We start from the raw sequence: 23440 nt of genomic DNA on the forward strand, positions 1-23440 counted from the left end.
TTAACAGAGGTTATTATTTGTTTCCGCTGACATTAGTTGGTGGAGGTGTATTTACTTTATTGCCGCCGTTAGTTCCGCCGCCAGGATTAGATGGTGGAGGTGTAGTGCCGCTAGGATTTCCTGTTTCTGCTCCAGGTGTAGTAGTTGGTGGATTAGTAGTTGGTGGATTAGGAGGAGTTTGCTGCTGCTGCTTCTTTTTCTCTTCCTCTTCCTTCTTCTTTCTATCTTCTTCTGCTTTCTTTTCTGCAGCCTTCTTTTCTTCTTCTGCCTTCTTTTCTGCAGCCTTCTTTTCAGCTTCTCTAATCTCTTTTCTCATTTGCTCTAATTCTTCTTTTCTCTTTTCAGCTGCTCTCTTTTCAGCTGCCTTCTTTGCAGCTTCAGCCTTCTTCTTTTCTGCTTCTCTAATTGCTTCTTTTGCAGCAGCATCTTCTTGAGCTTTTTTCTTTGCTGTTTCTACAGGATCTGGAGGAATGTTAGGAATGGTAAGTCTTGGCCTGCGTTGTACTCTAGGTGCTTTTCTAATAACAGGAGCAGTAAGCTTTTGCAATTGCTTTTGGCTTTCTTCTTCCTTCTTTTTGTCTTCTTGAGTAGACTCGTCGCCTGCAGCTTTATCAATCATAATAGAAGTGATGCTGCGAATTCGTTGAGCGTTATCGGAATACCATTGCGCTGCTGCAATAGCTTGAGCATTTTGTGCTCCTAAAGCTTCTGGTGAATTTGCGTTGCACACAACTGTTTCTGGAATGCGCAACTTCATAAGCTTATTTAGTAGTTTGCCGTTTTCGGAATCTTCTTTAGCAAAAGACACAAGTAGAGAATTTTTAATAAGTTTGTTCCAAGATTTGTTTGCTTTAGTTACTTGCGCAACTTGAACTTCGCAAGCTTTACGAGCCTCTTTTACGCGAGCATTATGCTGAACGCTCCAGAATATTGCGCCTATGCAAAGAACTAGCGCAAGTACTACAACGCCAGTTATAAGAACTATCATCTTCTTTTTATTGCCATTATTCATGACTTTGGAGATGTTTTCTAACATATTTATCCTCTGTTTATCAATATTTGCCAAGATTTGCTTTATGCAAACGACCTTTACAGTTTACGCCAAAGCAAGTACGTTAATGCATTGCAACTTATAGGTTTTTGGCCTATAACCCGAGAGTTTGACTTAGATTTGATGTATCTAAAATTTTTCTAAAACAAAAAACCACCAGACGAACTGGTGGTTTATTTTGCTCCTGCGGCTGGGCTTGAACCAGCGACCATTCGATTAACAGTCGAACGCTCTGCCAACTGAGCTACGCAGGAATATCTTCCATGCTTGGCTTTGTGCCGTGCACAAGACATTTATATTACACGGAATTTGGCAATATGCAAATATATGCTCGTTTGGGCGTGTCGAAAATTGTTAAATGTTGAAATATCAAGGTTTTATAGCCTTTAACCACATTGCTTAAAAAATCTTTACTAAAAAAGAATCGTATGAAAAACTTTTAAGAACGTAAATGAAATTAGCAAAAACCCTTAAAATACGCCACTTTTAGTGTGAAATTCAAAGGAGAGAAAATATGTGGAAAATATTTAAGATGAAAGTCATTTATAAAAAAATGATGCAAAAAATCATCAAAAAAATTAATAGAATAAAAAAATATGTTTTGAAACATAAGATAATTTTTGTATACATAATAGCGTTTTTTGCTTTGATTGCATTTATTACACTAATTCGTGTTCTAGAAAATACGAGTATTAGCAAAAGCATTGAATATGAGTACATTCAAGCTAATCAGCAAGATGCGTACAAGAAATACGCGAATATTTGTAAAAATAATTCTAAAAAACATGTTTTAGCTGCAAGTATGAGTGAGGATTATGATAACGAATATTGCAAGTCAAGGATGATATATCCAGTAAAAGAAGCAAATATTATTAAGGATTTTGATGCTCCGAGTAAACCTTGGCTTGCAGGGCACAGAGGTGTTGATTTGCAAGCCGAAGAAGGCGATGAGTTGCGAGCGCCACAAGACGGAATAATCGCCTTTGCGGGGCTGGTTGCTGGAAAATCTGTTGTAACAATAAGTCATGGTGTTTTAACATCTACATTTGAGCCTGCATATACGGATTTACCTGTTGGGTCAATTGTTAAAAAGGGTCAGAATTTTGCATATGTAACAGTTGGGTCGGATCATTGCGATAATCTTTGCGTTCAATGGGGATTAAAACGAAGAAACAGAACGTACGCAAACCCAAAAAAGATGGTTCAAAAACAAAAAATAGTGTTAAAGCCAAAAGAAGACTTAAAAGAAAAATAGTAAAATACGTATCGTATAGTGTGTATAGATTCTTGAGTAAAATATTGAGAATCATTGCTTAAATAATATGCGCAATTTAAGGAGCGGCTATGCAAAAGTATTCTCGCAATCTTAATGAGAAGATTGATTACGACGCAAATGTTTTTTCGCTTCTTGAAAATCGCGTAGAGCGCAATGCAAACGGATCCTTAATTGAATATCTTGGCGAAAATGGAAAATGGGAATCCTACAGCGCTAAAGAGTTTAGAGATTTAGTTATATCTGTTGCAAAAGGGTTTATAGCACACGGCGTTATGCCAGGGGATTCAATATCTATAATTGCTCATACTTCTTGGCAGTGGACTTTGCTAGATATGGCAATAATGTCTATTGGAGCTTTAACTGTTCCAATCTACGAAACAAGCTCTGTGATTCAAATAGAAAACATTGTTAACGATTCCAATGTGAGCATGATTTTTGTTGAAGACGAAGCAATTAGAGATAATGTATTGATTGCAAAAAAGTCGTGTAAATGTCTTGAAGAAATATTCGTATTGAGTTCAAACGCAATCGACACGTTTATTGAATACGGAAAAACCGTTACGGATGCAGAATTTTACGAGAGAGAAAAAGCTGTTAGAGGTAAAGATTTAGCAACAATTGTTTATACTTCTGGATCTACTGGAGAGCCAAAAGGCATTGAGCTTTCACATGGTAACTTTGTTTTTATAGCAAAGTCTGGAATAGTTTCTATGCCAGATATAGCGTTAAAAAGTAAGAATGGTAATCCACGACTTTTGCTGTTCCTTCCTCTAGCACACGTTTTTGCACGATATATGCAATTCTTTTGCTTTACTGGAAACGTTACGCTTGGATTATCTAGCAATCTAAAAACAATACTTAGTGACTTCAAAAGCTTTAGGCCAACATTCGTGCTTGGTGTTCCTAGAATATTTGAAAAAATCTACAATGCGGCTTCTCAAAAAGCAGGCAGAGGATTAAAAGGCGTTATATTTGCGTTAAGTGTAAAAGTTGCTAAACAATGGTCAAAGGCGCAGCAAAATGGTGCAATGGTTTCGCCATTGATTGCAATAAGTCACGAATTCTTTAAAAACACTGTATATAAGTCGATTTTGCAAGTTTTTGGAGGATGCGTTGAGTATGGTGTTTCTGGCGGTGCTCCTTTAGACACGTCTATATCTCACTTCTTTAATGGAATTGGGCTTCCAATCCTTGAAGGCTATGGAATGACAGAAACATGCGCGCCATCAATGGTAAACCCTACAAAGGGATACAGAATTGGAACAGTAGGTATTCCAGTTAAAGGTGTGTCTGTTGCAATAGATGATGAAGGTGAACTTTGCATTAAAAGCCCTGCTGTTTGCATAGGGTACCATAATCATCCAGAAATAACAGAAAAGCAAATAGTAAATGGTTGGCTGCACACGGGAGATTTTGGCACGCTAGAACCAGATGGATTTGTTAGGATTACAGGCCGTAAAAAGGATTTAATAATAACTGCTGGCGGTAAAAACGTTTCTCCAAGCATTCTAGAAGCTTCTGTTATGACTTGCCCAATAGTTTCTCAATGCGTTGTTGTAGGAGACAGAAAGCCGTTTATATCGGCAATTATTGCGCTTGATTTGTCAGAAGTAAACTCGTGGCTTATATCTAGAGGGGCAGGGCCTGTGCGCTCGCTGGATGAAGCTCGGAAAAATTCGATTGTAAGATCCGAAATCGAGCAAAGTGTTGTAAAAGCAAATTCTAAGGTTTCTAGAGCGCAATCGATTAGAAAGTTTGAGATTGTTCCAGACGCATTTACGCAAGAAAATGGATTGGTTACTCCAAGCCTTAAAGCAAAAAGAAGCGTTGTTCTAGAGCGTTACAAAGATCTTATTGAAAATAAGATTTATGCTCCAAGAGTTAAGAGATAATCGAATTAATCTCTGTTAATAGAGCACAAGCTAGGGCGTAAGCTTAAGTTGATTAGCGTAATCGTTTGAGCAATGCGCTAGCGTAATGCGCTAGCGCAAATCAATTAAAGACCTGCGTCTGCAAGAGTCACATAGCCTGGGTCTATTAAAAGCGCTTTAAGATTAGTTGCGCTGATTGCAAGAATATCTTCATTTGCAACTGGTACACCTTTTTGCGAATCACTATTGTTTACAAAAATGGTTACATCTTCTAGTTGCGTAATCTTTCCAGTAGTATTCAACGAATTACACTGTTTTGCAACATCGCTAGAAATCTTTTGGATGTTTTCTATAGAAGTCATCCATTGCTTTCCGTTTACAAGATTAGGCAAAGCGTCTTTGTATGCTCCGTAGCCTGTAATAATAGGCCATTTTGAATCGTTTACAATAGTGTTTGCATAATCACTTTGACTATCTTGGCTGCTACTTTGATTGCTATCTTGTGTGTTTTTATTTTTGTTACTTTTTTCGTTTACTTTTTGTTTTTTGAGCTTATTATTTTTTACATTAGATGGCAAAGGTACGCGCTTTTTGCTTAAATTACGTTTTCCAATAAAGTTTCCAATAATGTCTGGAAGAGTAAACGAAGGATTAATGTTTGCAGAGCTGCCCTTATATCCAAGCTCTTCTAAAGCACTTTCTGTTTGCATAGCAACTTGATCTTCTAACGCAATAATTCCATCTACGTGTTTTGTTGGAGTTGATTTAGAACTATTTTTTTCAATAAGTCTAAATTCAAGTTCTGCTTTAACAGAATCGGAATTATCTGCGTCTATAGCAACGTTTTTCCAATCGTTTGCAGTGGAATTCTTGTTAAGCTTTCCAGAAGGAGAAAACATTAGTCCAGATTCAAAATATGGCTTTAGAACCTTCCAGATTCCTTCAAATGCAAGTTTGGAAAATTCGTCATCAAACTCTGGAGTTTTATACAAAGAATCTTCGGAGTTTATTGTGCGTTTGTTTATTCCAACATGAAAATGAATATTTTGCTTTTGATTATGACAAGGCAAAAGCACTTCCACACTTTTTGGATTATCTTTAGATGCTTGATTTAGAGCCAATTTTTGTACAAGAGTATAGGCTTGAACCTCTCCAATTCTTTGTGCAGAAGAAAGATCAAATAGAATGTCTGGCTTAAAACCTCTACTTAGTCTAGAAAGCATAACAACATGCATTCCAGCTTTTTTAGCAAGCTCTAAAGCGTTAGAAAGTCTATTTTCTGCTTCTTCTTGATTCTTTAAATCATCGTCATTTAATTGATCACTATTTGAATCTGGTTGAGTTACATAATCTCCATAATTGTTGTGTCCGTTTTTATTAGTCCAAGGAGCAACAACAATAGTCGTTTTTGAAAGCTGCTTTTTTGCGCTATCTTGAAGATTCTTAATATTTGTTTTTGCGCTTTTACTTTTAGTATTTTTAGCGCTGTTTTTAGAATTTAGTGACGTAATAGTGTTTACAACATAATCTTGAATATCTTGACTTTGATTGTACAAGCTGTTAGAAGACTTAGTTGCGATTGAGTTGCTGGAAAATCCTTGCTTTTTTAACGATTTTACTATTTCTGGAACAAGATTATCCCATGTACTTAATGGAGTTTTTCTACTTAAATTTAGACCATCAGAAGGCGTAAAAACTATAACGTTGCCGTGATTCACTTGAGGCTTTGCGCTAGGCGATGCGTTTTTTGCATTGCTCGATCCGCATGCGCAAATCGCAAGAAGCATTGTGCTAGCTGCTATAACAGCAATAGTTTTGCGCAAAATATGCTTATGCGTGCGAATCATAGTTAAAACCTTTCGTAAATTTTAGTTTTGTACTTATTTATCTGTTAGCTTACTTATGTGTTAGTTTCTATTAAATTATCTAATGCAAATTTAGCGATTAAGCAAATCCAAGCATATATCTCGATATTCGCTAACGTAGCCTCCGCCAAAGAAAACACAATGACCAGCAATAGGGTAGAGTTGCCAAATTGTCATGCGATTTTCAAAACCAGATTTTAGCGGATGAACAGACTGGTAGCCGTCTAGAATCTGCTTAAAATAGCTGATTCCAAATAAGTGAAGCATTGATAAATCTTCTTCGCGATGGCCGCCGTGAGCTGCAGGATCAATTAAAACAGCTTCTGTGTGTTCACCGTCTTCGCTTTTAGTCCAAAGCACGTTTCCGCTCCACAAGTCTCCATGAACGCGAGCTGGCTTATCTTCAGCGGCTTTTCCAAGCAAATCTGGCAAAGCGTCAATAACTTTATTTGTAAGATCTAAATCGCTTTTTGTAAGACTTCCTCTAGAAATGCCAAGGTTTACCATTGGCAAGAGCCTGCCTTCTGCTAAATAATCAATAACATTGCTCCAAGTGCCACAATCCATTTTTACTGGGTCGCTTAATGGACCAAAATAGCATGTGCCATCATAATCTGCAGGTGGCTCCCCAAAATATTTCGCACCGAAATCGTGCATGTGTGCCAAAGACGCTCCAAATTCAAACGATGCTAAAGGAGTAGGGCTTGTAGTTTCAATGCGTTCAATGTTTAAGTAGTCTTTTCCCCAATCAAAAACTTTAGCTACTTTAGGCCCGCCATAGTCGTAAGCTTCTCGAAGCCAATTAAGGCCACGACCTTCGCATTCAAAGAATCGTTCTGGTGCGTATGATCTGCTCTTTTTATACACGTTATTACTCATAGCAACCTTCTTAATGTAGTAGCGTATGCGGCTTATAGTTACACACTTAATAAATATTTTATGAATAAACTAAATTATTCCTATCATCACTATTCTAATGAAGTATTAGCACAATGAGCGATGCTGCGTTTAATTTGCAATAAGATTAGTACAATACTTACGCCAAGTAGGATGTGTCCGATTCCTGCTAAACCAGTTATGGAAAAATCTATAGATGGACTGAGATGTAGACGCATTACTTGTGCAATTCCACGAGTAATCATCATTACTGCTGTTAGGTTGAGTCCAATATGATAAGTTATTAAGATTCGTGTAGTTTTTTCGTTACTAAAACTGAAGTTTTTCTCAAATAGTATGAGTAACAGAAAAACAACCATGCCAAGCATAAAGTAGTGTGTATGAACTACAGCAAGCACAGTTTTTGTATGGAAAGCATTAAATTTTGTAAATTCGCGATAAAAGACGCCGCCAATCATGGCGAGGACAGCATACAACAAAGACGTATTAATATAACGTTTCATAACATGGTTCATAGTAACTTCCTTACGTAGAGTGATAGTCAAATATTCCTTAGTAATGTTGATGTCGTTACAGGTGTTTGTAAGCACTATTGCATAGTATGAGTGTTTTTGTAACGTGGACATGCAGTTTTAGCAAAATGATATCCAAAAAGCAATCCTGCTAAGGCTAATGCAGAGCCTAATCCCGTATAAAACACGGCAATAAAGCGTTCTGGAGCTATATTTGTTGCACGAAGAACAATTCCAAAAGTCATCATAAAAGCCATGATTATAAAAGATTTAACGTCAAAGAATTTAAGGAAAAATTGCTTGTTTTCTTTGTAAGCGTTGATTCTAGACACATGCTTTTTAACAAGTTTTCCAAAAATAAACACTTGGAATATTACAAAAACAGCTAAAGATAAAGTGAAGTTAATAGGAGATAAAAAGTTTGAGTATGCATTAACACCAATCTTAAGAATGTTGAATCCAGCAAATCCCCATACAAGGCATGCGATTAATAAAAGCGTGTTCTTTGATACCTTCATAACTAACCTCGTTAAATCATATTATTCTTATTGTTTTTATTATTCTTAGTAAATTCTTATGTTAAACTCTTAAAACAATTGTAGTAATGATTTTTATAAAAAACGCTAAATAAGAGTATTTTGTGAATTGTGCATTAAAACTTTCAAAAAACACAATAAAATATGCTTAAAAGTTGTAAAAAGTGTTGCAAATTGACGATATGAGTCGCTATAGTGCTTGTTTATGGAAGACAACGATCAACAATATGCAACAGCTGACAATAAAGCTACAATCGCTGAGCCAGCTTTTCGTTATAATGCGCAACTTGCACAAGATATTGAGCAGCGCTGGCAAAAAACCTGGGATGAGCAGGGCACATTCTGGGCTGCTAATGTTAAGGGTAATTTAAGGGATGGCGAAGGCAGGAATGCTGAAGGCCGCCCTTCTTTCTTTGCAATGGACATGTTCCCGTACCCTTCTGGTAAGGGCTTGCATGTTGGGCATCCTCTTGGATATTTGGCAACGGATGTTGTAAGCCGATATCACCGCATGAAAGGCGAGAACGTTTTGCATGCTATGGGCTACGACGCTTTTGGACTTCCTGCAGAACAGTACGCTGTGCAAACTGGTCAGCATCCTCGCATTACTACCGAGGCAAATATTGCAAATATGCGCAGGCAGTTGCATCGTATGGGATTGAGTTTTGATGATCGTAGGTCTTTTGCAACGATTGATACAAACTACGTTCGTTGGACACAATGGATTTTCTCAAAGCTTTACGACGCTTGGTATAACCCTGATTTTGTGCGCAAAGATGGCGGAAAGGGTTCCGCTCGTCCAATTTGTGAGCTTGTTGATGAGTTTAAGAGCGCAAAGCGCGAAATTCCTGGTTTTGCAGGCAAAAAATGGGAAGAGCTTAGCAAAGTAGAACAAGCAGACGTTTTGAATGACTTCCGTATTGCTTACATTTCTAAATCTCCTGTAAATTGGTGCCCAGGATTGGGAACTGTGCTTGCAAACGAGGAAGTTACTGCAGAAGGCAAATCTGAGCGCGGAAACTTCCCAGTATTCCAGCGTAATCTTCGTCAATGGTCCATGCGAATTACAGCTTATGCGCATCGTTTGGTTGAAGATTTGAACACTATTGATTGGCCAGAAAAAGTTAAGCTTATGCAGAGAAACTGGATTGGCGAATCTCACGGTGCATCCGTGCATTTTGAAGTGCCGTGTGCGGATGGCGAAACGCGCGATTTGGAAGTGTACACAACTCGTCCAGACACGCTTTTTGGCACTACTTTTGCTGTTGTTTCTGTAGATCACCCGATTCTTGAGCATATTCCAGAAGCGTGGGAAGCTAGTGTTCCAGAAAGTTGGAAGGGCGGCTACGCAAATCTTAAGGAAGGTTTAGCAGAGTATCAGGCTCAAGCTCGCGCGAAGACTGCTAAAGATCGTACGGAAGATGCAGGGGCTAAAACAGGCTTGTTTACTGGCCTTTACGCGATTAATCCTGTAACTGGTGCAAAACTTCCACTGTTTGTTGCAGATTATGTGCTTATGGGCTACGGAACGGGCGCAATTATGGCAGTTCCAGGCGGCGATCAGCGCGATTATGATTTTGCTAAAGCTTTTGGCTTGCCTGTGGTTTACACTGTTAAGCCTTTGCCTGATTCTGACGAAAAGTTAGAAGATTATGATGGCAAAGCTCCATTTGTTTCTCATGACGGAATTGTTATCAATTCTTCTGTGGAGCATACTCATAAGCTTGGCGACGCCTTGTCTATTAACGGTTTGCGCGTAGATGAAGCTATTAAAAAAGTGACGACTTGGCTTGAAGCGGCAGGCGTAGGCGTTGGCAGAGTTTCTTACAGACTTCGCGATTGGCTGTTCTCTAGGCAGCGCTACTGGGGAGAGCCTTTCCCGATTGTTTATGACGAAGACGGTGTTGCTTACTTAGTTCCAGATAGCGAGCTTCCGATTGCTTTGCCAGATGTTCCAGACTATCAACCAAAGACTTACGCTCCAAACGACGCAAACTCTGAGCCAGAAGCGCCACTAAGCAGAAACGACGATTGGGTTAAAGTTCAACTCGATCTTGGTGCCGGTGTAAAAACCTACTATCGAGACACTAACACTATGCCAAACTGGGCTGGTTCATGCTGGTACTACATGCGCTACTTGGATCCGAATGACGCAGAGCACATGGTTGACAGCGACGAATACGACTATTGGATGGGTACGAACCGTCCAGGCAAAGAGCATGTTTCTGGCGGCGTTGACCTTTACGTTGGTGGCGTAGAGCACGCAGTTTTGCACTTGCTTTACTCGAGATTCTGGCATAAAGCGCTTTATGACTTGGGATACGTGGATTCTGCTGAGCCGTTCCATCGCCTATTTAACCAGGGCATGATTCAAGCTTATGCGTACACGGACGAGCGTGGACAGTACGTGCCAGCCGATGAGGTTGAAGAAGGTGCTCCAAACGGTTCCGGCGAGCCAACATTTACGTGGCACGGCGAGAGCGTGAATCGTGAGTTTGGAAAGATGGGCAAGAGCCTAAAGAATATTGTGACGCCAGACTACATGTACGAAAATTACGGTGCAGACACGTTCCGTTTGTACGAGATGAGCATGGGTCCACTTTCTGAATCTCGCCCATGGAATACGCGTAACGTTGTTGGAGGAATGCGCTTCCTTCAGCGCTTGTGGCGTAACGTAGTAAACGAAGAAACAGGCGCTTGCGTAGTAACAGAAGATGCACTCGACGAAAAGACACTAAAGCTTGTTAATAACACGATTGCGCAAGTGACTGTAGAGATGGAAGCAATGCGACCAAACACTGCAATCGCTAAGCTGATTGTGTTAAATAACCACTTAACGTCTTTGCATAGCGTGCCTCGCGCAGCAGTTGAGCCGCTTGTTCTTATGCTTTCTCCGATTGCTCCGCATATTTGCGAAGAAATGTGGAGCAAGCTTGGGCATACTAAGTCGATTGCTCACGCAAATTGGCCTGTTGCAGATTCTCGCTATGTTGGTGAGGATACCGTTACAGCTGTTGTGCAAATTAAGGGCAAAGTTCGCGCAAAGCTCGAAGTTGACCCGAATATTGAGGCCGAAGAGCTTGAAAAGCTTGCGTTGGAAGCTGTTGCTGATCGCTTGGGTGGTAAAGCTCCGCGCAAAGTGATTGTGAAGGCTCCAAAGATTGTGTCTATTGTGCCAGACGAAAGCTGAAAAATCAATGTTTTCTAGGCAAAATAGCCTTTAACCACATTGGTTAATTTTACTTGAAAGATGCTTATCTTCATTTAATAGTGGAGGTAAGCATCTTTTTTATGAATGATTATGAATAACAAAAGGAGGTGATTAAAGGTGCATAAAACGAGTCGTAATGTTTTGGAAAGGCTTGATGCGATTAGTGGCTTGAACAATTATGTTAGTGAAGAAATCAGTGATATTAGTGATTCTTATAGAGAAGCTAAAAATTTACAGCACACAAAAGATGATTTGAATATTTTAGACTATAAAACTTGCGTTTTAGATAGCGAAACTAAAGAACGTGCGCTCGCTTTGAAAGACCTTGCTGCTAATGCTAATAGTTCTTCATTAAAAGTTGATGATTTTAATAAGCGCAACGAAGCAAGAGTGAAGAATCATGTTAGATTGGCTATAAAGCCTGCTCATGTTTTAGCAATAATGCTGATTCTAGTTGTTTGTTTATCTTGTAGTTTAACAATGTTAATAAGTCAATATGCAACTTATAGCAAGGTTTATGCATATAACGCTAGCGCAAAATCAAAAGACCATTCTAATAAGCAAGTTGATTTTTACAATAAGTCAGATGCTAAAGGCGACGGTAAAAATGATGGTAAAGACGAATCAAATGATAAATCAAAAGATGGAATAAAAGACGAATCAAATAATAAATCAAAAGTGAGCGCTAATTATAAAAGTGAGTTAAAAAAAGATGAAGAAAGCGTTGAAAGTGTTAGCAAAAATCAAGATTTGATTGAAAAAAATAAGAGTGAATATAGTCAAAATAGAAGCAAAAATATTCAAAATAAAAGTGAATGCATAAATATAAACAGTGCTGTATCGGAAGAATTGCAAGCAATAAAAGGCATAGGGCCAAAAATGGCTCAAAGAATATTAGATATGCGTAAAAAAGTTCGCGTTTTTAATCGTGTAGAAGATCTTATGCAAGTCAATGGAATTGGTCCGAAAACTTTTGCAAAGATTAAATCGATGATTTGTGTTGGTTAAGAATCGTTTATCTATATGTTTGTTTTATAACTTTGTTCTTTAAGGCGTAAAATGGAAGAATTTTATTGGAATTTTGAAAATGGAAACAAGGATTTTAGACTTGTTCCAATTGCTTTTGCAATGTGGTTTGGATGCTTGTATGCAAGATTTATATGCAAAAGTAATCAAGTTTTAGCGTATACAATATTTGCCACTTTTGCGTTTGTTGTTGCATGTTTTTATTGCGTATTTGCTAATGGCATGTTTAAAATTACATTTTTGAGACGCTTAGAAATAATCAAATACAAGCAAACTTTTTATGTGATTATGTGCGCATTTTTAGCTTCATTTATGATTTGTTCGATTACGCAATGCTTAGAAGAGCTAGATCCTGTTTTTTCTGTTATTAAAAGCGAAAGTGCTAGAAGTGCTCAAAGCTATGATGGTAATAAAAGGCTCGATTCTAAAAGCGTTAAAGTGGCTATGAAAATAACGTCTCCTTTAAGAACATCTCCTTCTTTTAGAGGAGATTGTGTAGCTAATGTAAGTGTTAAAAGTGTTGAAATAGAAGATAAAAATCATGTTGTGCAAAAACATGTGAGTTTTGCAAGCGCAAAACTTTACGCTTTTAATCCAGATTGTAAAGCAATTAATTACGGCTATACGATTAGCAGTTTTGCAAAGATTGGTATCTCAAAATTTGGAGCAAATAATGTAGAAATTCAAATTCCTAAAGCTTGTAAAAAAGATAAATATAAGTTTAGTAATGAAGATAAATCTAGCAAAAATCAAGTCAATTCCTTAAAAGTGATTGAAAAATCTGGGTTTTTAACAAGCGCTCTAAACAGTCTTTATAAAGAATTTTACAAAATTACAGGCAATTTGAGTGAGCAGGGTCAAATGCTTGTTCCTGGCCTTACTGTAGGGCTTTTAGGTCAAGAGCATTTAAGCAATGACGATGAAGACAAAAGTAGTCAAATTGACAGCTCGTATGCGAATACAATGAAGCAAAGATTTAAGATTTCGGGAATAATGCATTTAATGGCAGTTTCTGGAGGCCACTTTTTGCTTGTTGCAGCAATGATTCGTAAAGTTTGCTTATATTTTCTTGTTCCAAAATGGCTGTGTGCGCTTTTTGAAATACTGGGAAATGTTTCTTTAGCACTTATTGTTTACCCATCTGCTTCAGTTTTACGCGCACTTATAATGGGCATTATTTGTTCAATCGCATTTTTACTTTCTAGAGCGTATCAATCGGCTAGCGCATTAAGCTTAACTGTTATAGGTGTTTTATTTGTTTGCCCTAAGTTTGCGTGGGATTATGCGTTTGCTCTTTCTGTGTGCGCTACTTTTGGAATAATTGTTTGTGGAATGCCTTTAAGAAGAATCTTTTTAAGATATATACCGTCTAGTATTGCAAGCGCATTAAGTATTACATTGTGTGCTCAATGTTTTACACTTCCTGTGCAAATATTAATGCAACCTCAAGTTTCTTTTATATCTATTATAGCGAACTTGATTGTTGCTCCTTTTGTTGATTTTGCAACGATTTTTGGGCTTTTGTCGCTTGTTTGCTCGTGCTGGAATTACTCGATTGCGCTATTTTTCGCTAATATTTCTTCTATTGGAACAAACATTATGGCAAATTGTGCTTGGAATCTTGGAGATTTACAAATCGGAGTTATTCCATGGGTTTCTGGGCCATTAGGCGCGTGGCTTGCGTGGTTTGTTGAATTTAGCGTATTTTTGTGTGTATTTTTTATTAATAAGTATCTTAAAAATAAAGAGTTTTATAATGCGTTTAAGATTTACGCTCAAGCAAAATCAAATCGTTTTAAGCATCTTGTAGATGATTCGGTTGAACTTTTTGAATGATTTTTGTGCAAGTGATGATTTTGAGCAATTTTTATAGTCAATTTATAGTCAATCATCTTAAGTTTTGTATAGTTTGTACAATTATTAGATGTGTTAAATAGCTAAAAATAATCGAATTAATGGTAGATTTGATTAGCTAACTTGTAAAACATTAGCATTAAGGGGTACGTATGCAAGCGTTAAAAAACTTTGCGCCACTTACGATTGTAGTTGGTGGAGATGCGTATTTGAACGATTTGAACGCTCGCGACTTAAAAACGCGCATATTAGACTCCTGCCCAGATGCGGATGTTGTAAATTTAGACGCTTTGATTGCAGATAAATATGCTTTTATAACTGATACGGGTCCATCACTTTTTTCTAGCGGAACAATTGTTGTTATTAATAATCTGGAACAAGCTAATGAAGATTTAGTCGAAGCAATAATAGAGTTTTGTGTTAATAAATCTAAATCAAAAACTAATGAAAACGATTGCTGGGTTATTGCACGACACGAAGGTGGCGTTAAAGGAAAGTCAATAGTTACAAAGCTAGAAAAAGTTGGCGCAAACAAAATAACTGTTCCAGATCTTAAAAAAGACGATGCAAGATTGAATTTTGTACTAAGTCTTTTTGAAAGACAAAATCGCAAAGTAGAGCCTGCAGCCGCTGTGCGAATCGTAGAAGTCTTAGGCGGGAAAACCGACCAGTTGGCGTCTCTTTGTTCTCAACTTTGTTTTGATTTTGAAGATAACCCAATAACGCTAAAAATAGTTGACCAATACTTAATATCTGATCCGCAAGTAACTGGATTTTTTGTAGCAGATAAAGCTGCACAAGGAAACGCGGGTCAAGCTATTCTTGCTGCAAGAAGAGCGATTTTACAAGGCGTTGACCCTATAGCGTTGATTGGAGCATTAGCTGTAAAAATGCGCATAATTACAAAAGCTATAGCAGTTAAAAACGGAGAAATTTCTAACGCGCAAGCAAAAGTGAATCCGTGGGCGTTAAAAATGGCTATGAGAGATTTAGGTGGATGGAGTGAGAATGGGATTCGTAAGTGTTTTATGTGTTTAGCATGGGCAGATGAGCAATGCAAAGGTGGAGCGAGTGATGCTGATTACGCTTTAGAAAAATGCATTAGCATGATTGCTTTGCGTGGTCGTTAAATTAAATTAAGTCGAAAGTGTGTGATTTTGGAAAATCATAATATTAAAAAGCTTGTAATTCCAAGTGATTCGTGTATGCAAGATCTTGGCGAGTCAATTGCAAAAATAGTGCATGAAACAGATGTTATTTTGCTTTCTGGTCCTCTTGGTGCTGGAAAAACAACGTTTGCTAAAGGATTTGGTAAAGGCTTAGCAATAAAAGAGCCAATAGTTTCGCCAACTTTTACTATTGCTAGAGAGCTTAAAGGCACGTTTTCTAACGGAAAAGTAGCAAATCTTATTCACGTAGATGCATACAGGCTTGGTGGAAAAGATTACGCTCCAGGGCAAGACACTGTTTCTAGGCTTTTAGATGAGCTTGAATCGCTTGGATTAGACGAAGCTTTGGAAGAGCCAGGAGACGGAACTGTTGTGCTTATGGAATGGGGAGAGCAAATGGCAGGCGTTCTTGCAAATGTTCGTCTTGAAGTTCATATTGATAGGCCAATTAATAAAGAAAAGTCAAATGAGTTTACAAGCGAAGGAAATCGCGTTGTAACGCTTGTTCCAGTCGGAGGAGATTGGTGCGATCGCTTAAAAATTCTTGATTAAGAGTAAGCTAAATTGGTTAGTCAATTTAAGGAATGAAAATGAGCAATACGCTGATTATAGACACGTCGTACGGTTCAACAGTTGGAGTTGTGGGGCAAAATCCAATAGTGGAAACAGATTCTCGCACTCATGTTGAAAGATTGCAAGTAAACATTGATCTTGCAGTAAAAAATGCTGGACTAGAGCTTAATCAAATAGACGAGATTGTAGTTGGAGTAGGTCCTGCTCCTTTTACAGGTTTACGAGCTGGACTAGTTGCAGCTAAGGCGATTGCTTTTGCGAATAATGCAAAGATTCTAGGATGCAACAGTTTGCTGCCTCAAAGCTTAATGATTTGTTCTGGAGCTTTTAAAGAATCGCTTAAAAATGGCGTTATCTCTAATAGTGAAATAGTCGAAAATAATGAATCTTGCGTAGCTAAACACACGTATGTTCTTTCGCTAAATGACGCTAGAAGACGCCAAGTTTATATGAGTTTATACGACGATAGTGGTTGCGAAGTAATAAAAATGGATATTGATTATCCTGCAAATATTGTTGATAGAGTAAATCAATATTTTGAATCAAATAATATTTGCGATTATTCCGTTTGCGTTGCGGGTCATGGTGCTAAAAAATACGCTGAAGATTGGAAGAAAATCGAGAATATATGCTTAATTACCGAAGTGAGTGCTCTTGATTTAGGCGTAAAAGGATTAGAGATATTTAAGTTGTGCGCAAGTCAAAAAGACGTTATTGAACCACTTTATTTAAGAAGACCAGACGTATCTGTTCCAAACCCGTTGAAGCACGTTTTGGGATCTGGCGCTGCTACAAAAGTGGCAGAAGTAGCGGAAAAATAGGATTTAAGCGAAGTGCGTATATGATTGTAGACATAACTCGCTCAAAATATCCAGCTTGTGCATCAAATAGTAAAAGCAGAGCTATAGAGAAAATTGATTGTGCAAAATATGAAGCAATAGTTTCTCAAATTGCAAAAATCGAAGCAGACTTGTTTGGACCAGGATGCTGGAACAAGAACATGATTTTGCAAGAGTTACAAGCACCGATGCGCGCGTATTATGCAGATGTTGAGCTAAACACAAATACGGTAGCTGGGTATGCAGGATTTTGGTTTGATGGTGACGACGCTCAAATAATGACAATAGGTGTTGCAAAAGAGTATCAAAAGCGAGGAATCGCAAGCAATCTTCTAAAAACTATGATTGAAAATGCAAAATCAATCGGCGCAAAACGAATGCTTTTAGAAGTTAAAGTAAACAATAATCCAGCATTAAAACTGTATGAAAAATTCGGTTTTACAAAAATGGGATTACGAAAAAGATACTACATGCCAGAAGGAATAGACGCATATACAATGTGTGCGCAAATAGAAGACTTAGACAACTTAGACGACTTGGAAAATTTAGAAAACTCAAAAAACTTAGAAGAATCTAGCGAAGCTTATAACAGTGCTAAAAGTGAGGATAACAATGAGTGAAACAATGAATAAAACAAGCGAGCCAATAGTTTTAGGCATTGAATCAACTTGCGACGAAACAGCCGCTGCAATCGTTAAAGGAAGAACATTAGTTTCCAACGTTGTAGCATCCTCAATGCAAGAACACGCACGCTACGGCGGTGTTATACCAGAAATCGCATCGCGTGCGCACGCGGAAGCATTCGTGCCAGTGGTGTCAAAAGCATTAGCAGATGCAAATATGGATTTGAGCGATATTGATGCTATAGCAGTAAGCGCAGGTCCAGGATTAGCAGGATGCTTAGCTGTTGGTGTTTCTGGCGCTAAAGCACTAGCGAGTGCCGCAAAAAAGCCGATTTATGGAATAAATCACGTTATTGGACACATTGCAGTAACGCAATTGCAGTTTGGAGACGTGCCTAAAGACGTTCTTGCTTTAATTGTTTCTGGCGGACACACTTCACTTCTTCACGTGAACGATATTGCGCGCAGCATAGACGTTGTTGGAACAACATTAGACGATGCAGCTGGCGAGTGCTTTGATAAAGTAGCTAGATTGCTTGGATTCCCTTATCCAGGAGGCCCGCATATTGATAGGCATGGGCGCCTTGGAAATCCAAATACGTTGAAGGTTCCGCAAGGACTTACGCAAGGCAGATCTGGCAAAGAGCATCCTTACGACTTTAGTTTTTCGGGAGTAAAAACTGCTGTTGCGCGTTGGGTAGAAGCTCGCCAAGCACAAGGCTTAGAAATACCAGTTGACGACGTTTGCGCATCTTTAGCAAACTCTGTTGCAGATGTTCTTTCTCGCAAAGCTATGATGGGTTGCGAGCAATACGGTTCAAAAACTTTGTTGATTGGTGGCGGATTCTCCGCAAACTCGCAACTTAGAGAGCATCTTTTAGAGCAAGGCAAAGAACACGGAATCGAAGTTCGTTTGCCAGAATTGAAGCTTTGCACAGATAACGGAGCAATGGTGGCAATGCTGGGCGTGAATTTGGTAGAAGCAGGCGTTCGTCCATCTGCTCCAGATTTTGCAATCGATTCAGCAATGCCACTTACAACCGTTAGCTTATAATAGTTAGAGTTGTTATAAAAATAAGCGAGGTGTTTTGTGTACGAAAGCTATGCGCGTAGAGGAGTTTTGCAAGTTGGTGAAAAAATCCAATTCACCGATAGAAAAGGCAAGCGAATCACAGCACAGCTTGTTAAAGGCGGAGTTACACAAACCGAACACGGCATTATTTTGCACGACGATGTTATTGGCAAAACTCAAGGCGTTGTAGTAACAACAGTTAGCACAAAACGTGATTTTGAGCGTAGTAATAAGCAACTTGACGCATCTAAAGAATCAAACAAACCATGGATGGCAGCACGTGCAATAGGCGGATGGGATTATGTAGTTATGCGTCCGCGATTGGCAGATTACGTTTTATCTATGCCAAGAGGCGCTCAAATCATGTATCCAAAAGATATTGCGCAAGTGATTTCTTTAGGAGATATTCGCTCTGGAATGCGCGTTTTAGAGTCGGGAGCAGGCTCTGGAGCAATGAGCTTAAGCCTTTTAGACGCTGTTGGCGAAAGTGGCGAGCTTACAACAATAGAACTTAGACCTGATTTTGCTAGAATCGCGCAACTAAATGCAACGATTTACTATGGCGAAAAACCAAAATGGTGGAATCTTTTAACTGGGGATTTTGACACAGTAGCAAAGTCCCTTCCAGAAGGTTATTTTGATCGCATTATGCTAGATATGCTTGACCCTTGGAACAGGCTTGAACAAGCTTATAGAGTTATTGCTCCAGGTGGCGTATTAGTTGCGTACGTAACAACCACAACGCAAATGTCTAGAATGGCACAAAGTTTGCGAGCTTCGGGAGTTTGGACGGAGCCAGAGATTCAAGAAACGTTAGAAAGAACTTGGAAAGCTCAAGATTTAGCAGTTAGACCAGATCACGCAATGATAGGTCATACTGGTTTTTTGGTTATTTCGCGCGCAATGGCACAAGGCTTTAATGCGTTAAAAAAGCGCGATCGTGCTACAAAAGATACTGTTAGCGATATTGATGATTTAACTCCCGAAGAGCGCGCAGAACAGCTAGAAGACTTGTCTCTTAGAGATATATCCGATAGAAAACTTAGAAAAGTTCTTAGAGATTTAGATTTACAAATCGCACAATTGCCTAACTCAAATCCAGAGCCTAATAAGGCTTAACTTTAGAAGTAGGAGATTAAAATGGCGGCGTCAATCAAAAAAATCGTTAAAAAAGTAAAGCATGCAAAATATGTGCTGCTACTAATGCGCCACGCAAAAGCGGTGCCGCCAACAATGGGAGACGATTGGGGAAGAGACCTTAGTGATAAAGGCATAAAACAAGCAAAAATCATGGCAAAAGGCTTGAAATCTTTAAAGCTTGTTCCAGATTATATTGTTTGTTCAAGCGCAAATCGCACAGAGCAAACAATGCACAAAATGCTTAAAAAGTTTGGAGATTCGCCAATAGTTGCATCAAGAAAAAGCTTATATGATGGCGGAATGCAATCTGTAATGGATGAGCTTTGCGCGATTAAGAGCGATTCTAGAATAACAATGATTATAGGCCATGAGCCAACAATGTCGATGGCTGCGCAATGGCTTTCCTCCCCAGATTCCGACCCAGACGTTTTAGGAACAATGAGACTTGGGCTTTCTAACGCTTCGATTGTTGTGCTAGTTTCCGAAACTCCTTTTGCAACTTGCGGACTTCGCGGAGCAAAAGCTTTAGGCATTATAAGTCCAAAGGATTTTGAGTAGTAAATACGCATAAAATCCTTATAAAATTTGCATAAATTTGCACAAATATCTGAATAAATATATGCACAAATATGCATATAAGTTTAAGTTATAACGACACCCCCAAATAGGTAATGACCTCATTTGGCCAAATGTTTGCTAGGCTGAATCAGGTTGTTAATTATTTGGAGGATATATGTATACTGTTCTTACATCTGTACAGGGATTCCCACGAATCGGCGCAAATCGCGAGCTTAAGAAAGTTATTGAACGCTATTGGAAAAAAGACGCAACTCTAGAAGAAGTAAGACAAGTTGCAAAAGATTTGCGCAAGAAGCATTGGAAAATTCAAGCAGAATCTGGAATAGAACTCATACCAAGCAACGATTTTAGCTACTACGATCAAATGCTAGACACAGCAATCCTGCTTGGTGCAGTGCCAGAACGGTACAAAAATCTAGAGTTTGAAAATGCAGAAGATACGCTTTTTGCAATCGCTCGCGGATATCAGGGAGATAGAGGAGACGTAACAGCGCTTCCAATGAAGAAGTGGTTTACAACCAACTACCACTACATTGTTCCAGAAGTAGAAAATCCGCAAGATTTGTGTTTAGTTGGCACAAAACCATTCGACGAGTTTAATGAAGCAAACGCGCTAGGAATTGAAACAAAGCCAGTGCTGATTGGCCCATACACATTCTTAAAGCTTGCTCGCACGCCACAAGCGCAAGAATTAGAAGCAAACAAAGAGACGATTGAAGCATTAGCAAACGCATATTGCAGTATTGTAAAACGATTTGCAAGTCTTGGAGCAAAATGGTTGCAATTTGATGAACCATACTTGTGCTTAGATAAAGAAGATGGCGATTTAAAGATCTTTAGCGATTTATATGAGCCGATTCTTGAAAGCAGACTTGAAAGTGCTGCGAATGATGAAAACGTTAAGATTTTGCTTAACACGTATTTTGGCAATGTTTTAGACTCGTACCAAACGCTAAACGATTTAGCATTCGATGCAATTGGCTTAGATTTTGTAGAAGGCAAAGAAGAAAACCTTGAAGCTTTGCAAAAATATGGAGTAAATGAGAAAACAACTATTTTTGCAGGAGTTGTAAACGGCAGAAACATTTGGAAAAATGATTACGCACAAAGTCTTGGCTTATTAGACGCTTTGCAAAAAATGTTACTAATCGCATAGCTGTTTCTACTGCATGCTCGCTTTTGCATGTTCCATTTAGCACGGATGGAGAAGAGCTTGGCGAAGACGTATTAAAGCATTTTGCGTTTGCTGTAGAAAAGTTGAAGGAAGTAAGCGAAATAGCTAAGCTTTGCGTTTTGAATGATGATGAGCTTAAAAATAGCGAGGAATTAGCGCAAAATCAGGCATTATTTGACGGGTCTAGAGTAAAAGTAGACGAAAACGTTAAATCGCGAATCGCAAGCCTTAAGCCAGAAGATTTTGAGCGAAAGCCATCTCGCGCGGAGCGTCAAAAATTACAAAAAGAAGCATTAGGATTGCCTGATTTGCCTACAACAACTATCGGATCCTTCCCTCAAACAAAAGAAATAAGGTCAATTCGAGCGCTTTTTAGAAAAGGTGAAATCAGCAAGGAAGAATACGACGCGTTTATTGGCAAGCAAATAGACGAGTGCATAGAACACCAGGAGCGCATTGGCTTAGACGTTCTTGTGCATGGCGAATTTGAGCGAAACGACATGGTTGAATACTTTGGCCAGCATTTGCACGGATTTAAGTTTACAAAAAACGCTTGGGTGCAGTCTTATGGAACTCGATGCGTAAAGCCTCCAATCGTTTGGAGCGACGTTTCTAGAGCGCAGCCAATCACAGTAGAATGGAGTGCGTATGCTCAAAGCCGCACAAATCGTGTTATGAAAGGCATGCTAACGGGGCCTGTTACGATTCTTAACTGGTCTTGGCCTCGAGAAGATATTACGCACGAAGAACAAACGCAGCAGCTTGCTCTTGCTATTAGAGACGAAGTTTTGGACTTGGAGCGTGCTGGAATTCGCGTAATTCAAATAGATGAGGCAGCTTTGCGTGAAAAGCTTCCGCTTAGGCGTTCTGATTGGCATAAGAAGTATTTGGATTGGGCAATTGCATCTTTCCGTCTTGTGCATTCTGCTGTAGAGGCCACTACGCAAATCCACACGCATATGTGCTACTCGGAGTTTAACGACATTATTCGAGACATTGATGCAATGGACGCGGACGTTATATCGTTTGAAGCTTCGCGCGGAGATTTAGTTGTTTTGGACGCTATTCATAACGCGAACTTTGAAACAGAAGCGGGCCCTGGCGTTTACGACATTCACTCTCCTCGCGTTCCTAGCGAAGAGGAGATTGTTAACAGGATTCACGAGATTTTGCACAAAATGCCAGCAAGCAAACTTTGGATTAACCCAGATTGTGGCTTGAAGACTCGTGGCAATGCAGAAACGTGGGTTAGCTTGCAAAATCTTGTTTCGGCAGCTAAAAAAGTTAGAAGCGAATTGGGCGGTAGTCTAAAATGACGTACAAACCAAAGTTTTCGCTAGAGGTGTTTCCGCCTAAAAGAACATCTCCAATAGGCACGATTTACGACACTTTAGACGGCTTAAGGGGTTTGGATCCAGATTTTATATCTGTAACTTACGGAACGGGAAAATCTTCGGATCGAACTGCTACTGCTAGAATCGCCAACACTATTCGATCGGAGTATGGTATTAAAACTGTTGCTCACTTAACAGCAAGATACTTGGATTATGACGATGTTGACGAAGCTTTAGACATGTTTGATAAGGCTGGCGTTAGTGGCGTTTTAGCTTTGCGCGGAGACGTTATTGAAAATCAGAATGCTGCTGGAGTGTTTAATCACGCAAGCGATTTAGTATCGTATATTCGCTCAAAGCGACCAGATTTGCCTATTTTGGGTGCATGCTACCCAGAAAAACATCCAGAAGCTGCTACTTTGCAAGAAGACATTGATAATCTAAAGCGAAAAGTGGATGCTGGAGTAACTTACTTGATTTCGCAACTTTTTTACAATAACGATGACTTTTTGCACTTTAGGGATTTAGCTAGAAAAGCTGGCATTAACGTTCCTATTGAAGCTGGAGTTATGCCTGTTGTAAACGCGAATCAAGTTAAGCGAATGACAAAAATGTGCTCATCTAAAATAAGTGAGCCAGTTTTAGCAATGATTGAGCGATGGGGAAGTAACCCAGAGGTTTTGCAAGACGCTGGAAGCATATTTGCGTCTCAACAGATTAACGATTTAGTTGCGGAAGGTGTAGATGGAATACACTTGTACACAATGAATCGTCCTGGAGTTACTAGAAGCATTTGGTCAAACGTTAAGCCACTTTTTACTAAAATCGTGTAGATTGC

General features: G+C 39.0%; 18 protein-coding genes, 1 tRNA gene and 1 pseudogene. 14 read left to right on the forward strand and 6 right to left on the reverse strand.

Annotated elements, in window-relative coordinates; translation table 11 throughout:
- Window positions 1-13: 13 nt before the first annotated feature.
- Window positions 14-1036: a hypothetical protein gene (locus tag HXT30_RS02265; RefSeq protein ID WP_422111749.1), complete on the reverse strand. Its 1023-nt coding sequence runs from the start codon at window positions 1034-1036 to the stop codon at window positions 14-16.
- Window positions 1037-1232: 196 nt separating this feature from the next.
- A tRNA-Asn gene (locus tag HXT30_RS02270) sits at window positions 1233-1305 on the reverse strand.
- Window positions 1306-1565: 260 nt separating this feature from the next.
- Here HXT30_RS02270 and HXT30_RS02275 point away from each other — a divergent pair.
- Together HXT30_RS02275 and HXT30_RS02280 are read left to right on the forward strand one after the other, a co-directional pair.
- A complete protein-coding gene (locus HXT30_RS02275) occupies window positions 1566-2306 on the forward strand; it encodes a M23 family metallopeptidase (RefSeq protein WP_422111750.1) in 741 nt (246 codons plus the stop codon).
- Between the two features lie 89 nt (window positions 2307-2395).
- Complete coding sequence (locus tag HXT30_RS02280) at window positions 2396-4219, forward strand: AMP-dependent synthetase/ligase (RefSeq protein WP_016829569.1); 1824 nt, start codon at window positions 2396-2398, stop codon at window positions 4217-4219.
- Between the two features lie 104 nt (window positions 4220-4323).
- Here HXT30_RS02280 and HXT30_RS02285 read toward each other — a convergent pair whose 3' ends face one another.
- From HXT30_RS02285 to HXT30_RS02300, 4 genes are all read right to left on the reverse strand, one after another.
- A complete protein-coding gene (locus HXT30_RS02285) occupies window positions 4324-6045 on the reverse strand; it encodes a hypothetical protein (protein ID WP_422111751.1) in 1722 nt (573 codons plus the stop codon).
- Between the two features lie 90 nt (window positions 6046-6135).
- On the reverse strand, window positions 6136-6942 hold the full coding sequence (locus tag HXT30_RS02290) for a fructosamine kinase family protein (RefSeq protein ID WP_415701300.1): 807 nt from the start codon (window positions 6940-6942) through the stop codon (window positions 6136-6138).
- A gap of 89 nt (window positions 6943-7031) precedes the next feature.
- Window positions 7032-7475: a DUF2871 domain-containing protein gene (locus tag HXT30_RS02295; RefSeq protein WP_415701299.1), complete on the reverse strand. Its 444-nt coding sequence runs from the start codon at window positions 7473-7475 to the stop codon at window positions 7032-7034.
- A gap of 74 nt (window positions 7476-7549) precedes the next feature.
- Complete coding sequence (locus HXT30_RS02300; protein ID WP_016784939.1) at window positions 7550-7990, reverse strand: hypothetical protein; 441 nt, start codon at window positions 7988-7990, stop codon at window positions 7550-7552.
- A gap of 223 nt (window positions 7991-8213) precedes the next feature.
- Between HXT30_RS02300 and leuS the strand changes: the two genes are divergently transcribed.
- The 12 genes and pseudogenes from leuS to metF all read left to right on the forward strand — a co-directional run bounded on the left by leuS (window position 8214) and on the right by metF (window position 23435).
- The gene (gene leuS, locus HXT30_RS02305) at window positions 8214-11198 is read left to right on the forward strand and encodes a leucine--tRNA ligase (RefSeq protein WP_422111752.1); all 2985 of its coding nucleotides are present in this window, start codon (window positions 8214-8216) and stop codon (window positions 11196-11198) included.
- Between the two features lie 138 nt (window positions 11199-11336).
- Entirely contained in the window at window positions 11337-12227 is an 891-nt protein-coding gene (locus tag HXT30_RS02310) for a ComEA family DNA-binding protein (protein ID WP_422111753.1), read from the forward strand.
- A gap of 51 nt (window positions 12228-12278) precedes the next feature.
- The gene (locus HXT30_RS02315; RefSeq protein ID WP_422111754.1) at window positions 12279-14081 is read left to right on the forward strand and encodes a ComEC/Rec2 family competence protein; all 1803 of its coding nucleotides are present in this window, start codon (window positions 12279-12281) and stop codon (window positions 14079-14081) included.
- Between the two features lie 170 nt (window positions 14082-14251).
- Window positions 14252-15229, forward strand: a complete 978-nt coding sequence (gene holA / locus HXT30_RS02320) for a DNA polymerase III subunit delta (protein WP_422111755.1) — start codon at window positions 14252-14254, stop codon at window positions 15227-15229.
- A gap of 75 nt (window positions 15230-15304) precedes the next feature.
- Window positions 15305-15820 (forward strand): tRNA (adenosine(37)-N6)-threonylcarbamoyltransferase complex ATPase subunit type 1 TsaE, encoded by a 516-nt coding sequence (tsaE, locus tag HXT30_RS02325; RefSeq protein ID WP_422111822.1) that lies wholly within the window; start codon window positions 15305-15307, stop codon window positions 15818-15820.
- A gap of 38 nt (window positions 15821-15858) precedes the next feature.
- Complete coding sequence (tsaB, locus tag HXT30_RS02330) at window positions 15859-16662, forward strand: tRNA (adenosine(37)-N6)-threonylcarbamoyltransferase complex dimerization subunit type 1 TsaB (RefSeq protein WP_422111756.1); 804 nt, start codon at window positions 15859-15861, stop codon at window positions 16660-16662.
- 20 nt (window positions 16663-16682) lie between these two features.
- Entirely contained in the window at window positions 16683-17300 is a 618-nt protein-coding gene (rimI, locus tag HXT30_RS02335; protein ID WP_422111757.1) for a ribosomal protein S18-alanine N-acetyltransferase, read from the forward strand.
- Window positions 17293-18357 carry a tRNA (adenosine(37)-N6)-threonylcarbamoyltransferase complex transferase subunit TsaD gene (tsaD, locus tag HXT30_RS02340; RefSeq protein WP_119529314.1) on the forward strand — a complete coding sequence of 355 codons (1065 nt, stop codon included), beginning with the start codon at window positions 17293-17295 and terminating at the stop codon, window positions 18355-18357. Before rimI ends, tsaD begins: the two co-directional genes overlap by 8 nt.
- A gap of 36 nt (window positions 18358-18393) precedes the next feature.
- Window positions 18394-19494, forward strand: coding sequence for a tRNA (adenine-N1)-methyltransferase (locus HXT30_RS02345; RefSeq protein WP_116438392.1), 1101 nt, complete (start codon window positions 18394-18396; stop codon window positions 19492-19494).
- Window positions 19495-19515: 21 nt separating this feature from the next.
- Window positions 19516-20073, forward strand: a complete 558-nt coding sequence (locus tag HXT30_RS02350; RefSeq protein WP_415701291.1) for a SixA phosphatase family protein — start codon at window positions 19516-19518, stop codon at window positions 20071-20073.
- A 175-nt stretch (window positions 20074-20248) separates the two neighbouring features.
- Window positions 20249-22584: pseudogene (metE, locus tag HXT30_RS02355) on the forward strand (5-methyltetrahydropteroyltriglutamate--homocysteine S-methyltransferase).
- Entirely contained in the window at window positions 22581-23435 is an 855-nt protein-coding gene (gene metF, locus HXT30_RS02360) for a methylenetetrahydrofolate reductase [NAD(P)H] (RefSeq protein ID WP_415701289.1), read from the forward strand. The pseudogene metE and the gene metF overlap by 4 nt, the downstream one beginning before the upstream one ends.
- The last annotated feature ends 5 nt before the right edge of the window (window positions 23436-23440 follow it).

The organism is Gardnerella sp. DNF00571G (assembly GCF_049262695.1).
In the GTDB taxonomy this organism is placed as follows: domain Bacteria; phylum Actinomycetota; class Actinomycetes; order Actinomycetales; family Bifidobacteriaceae; genus Bifidobacterium; species Bifidobacterium piotii.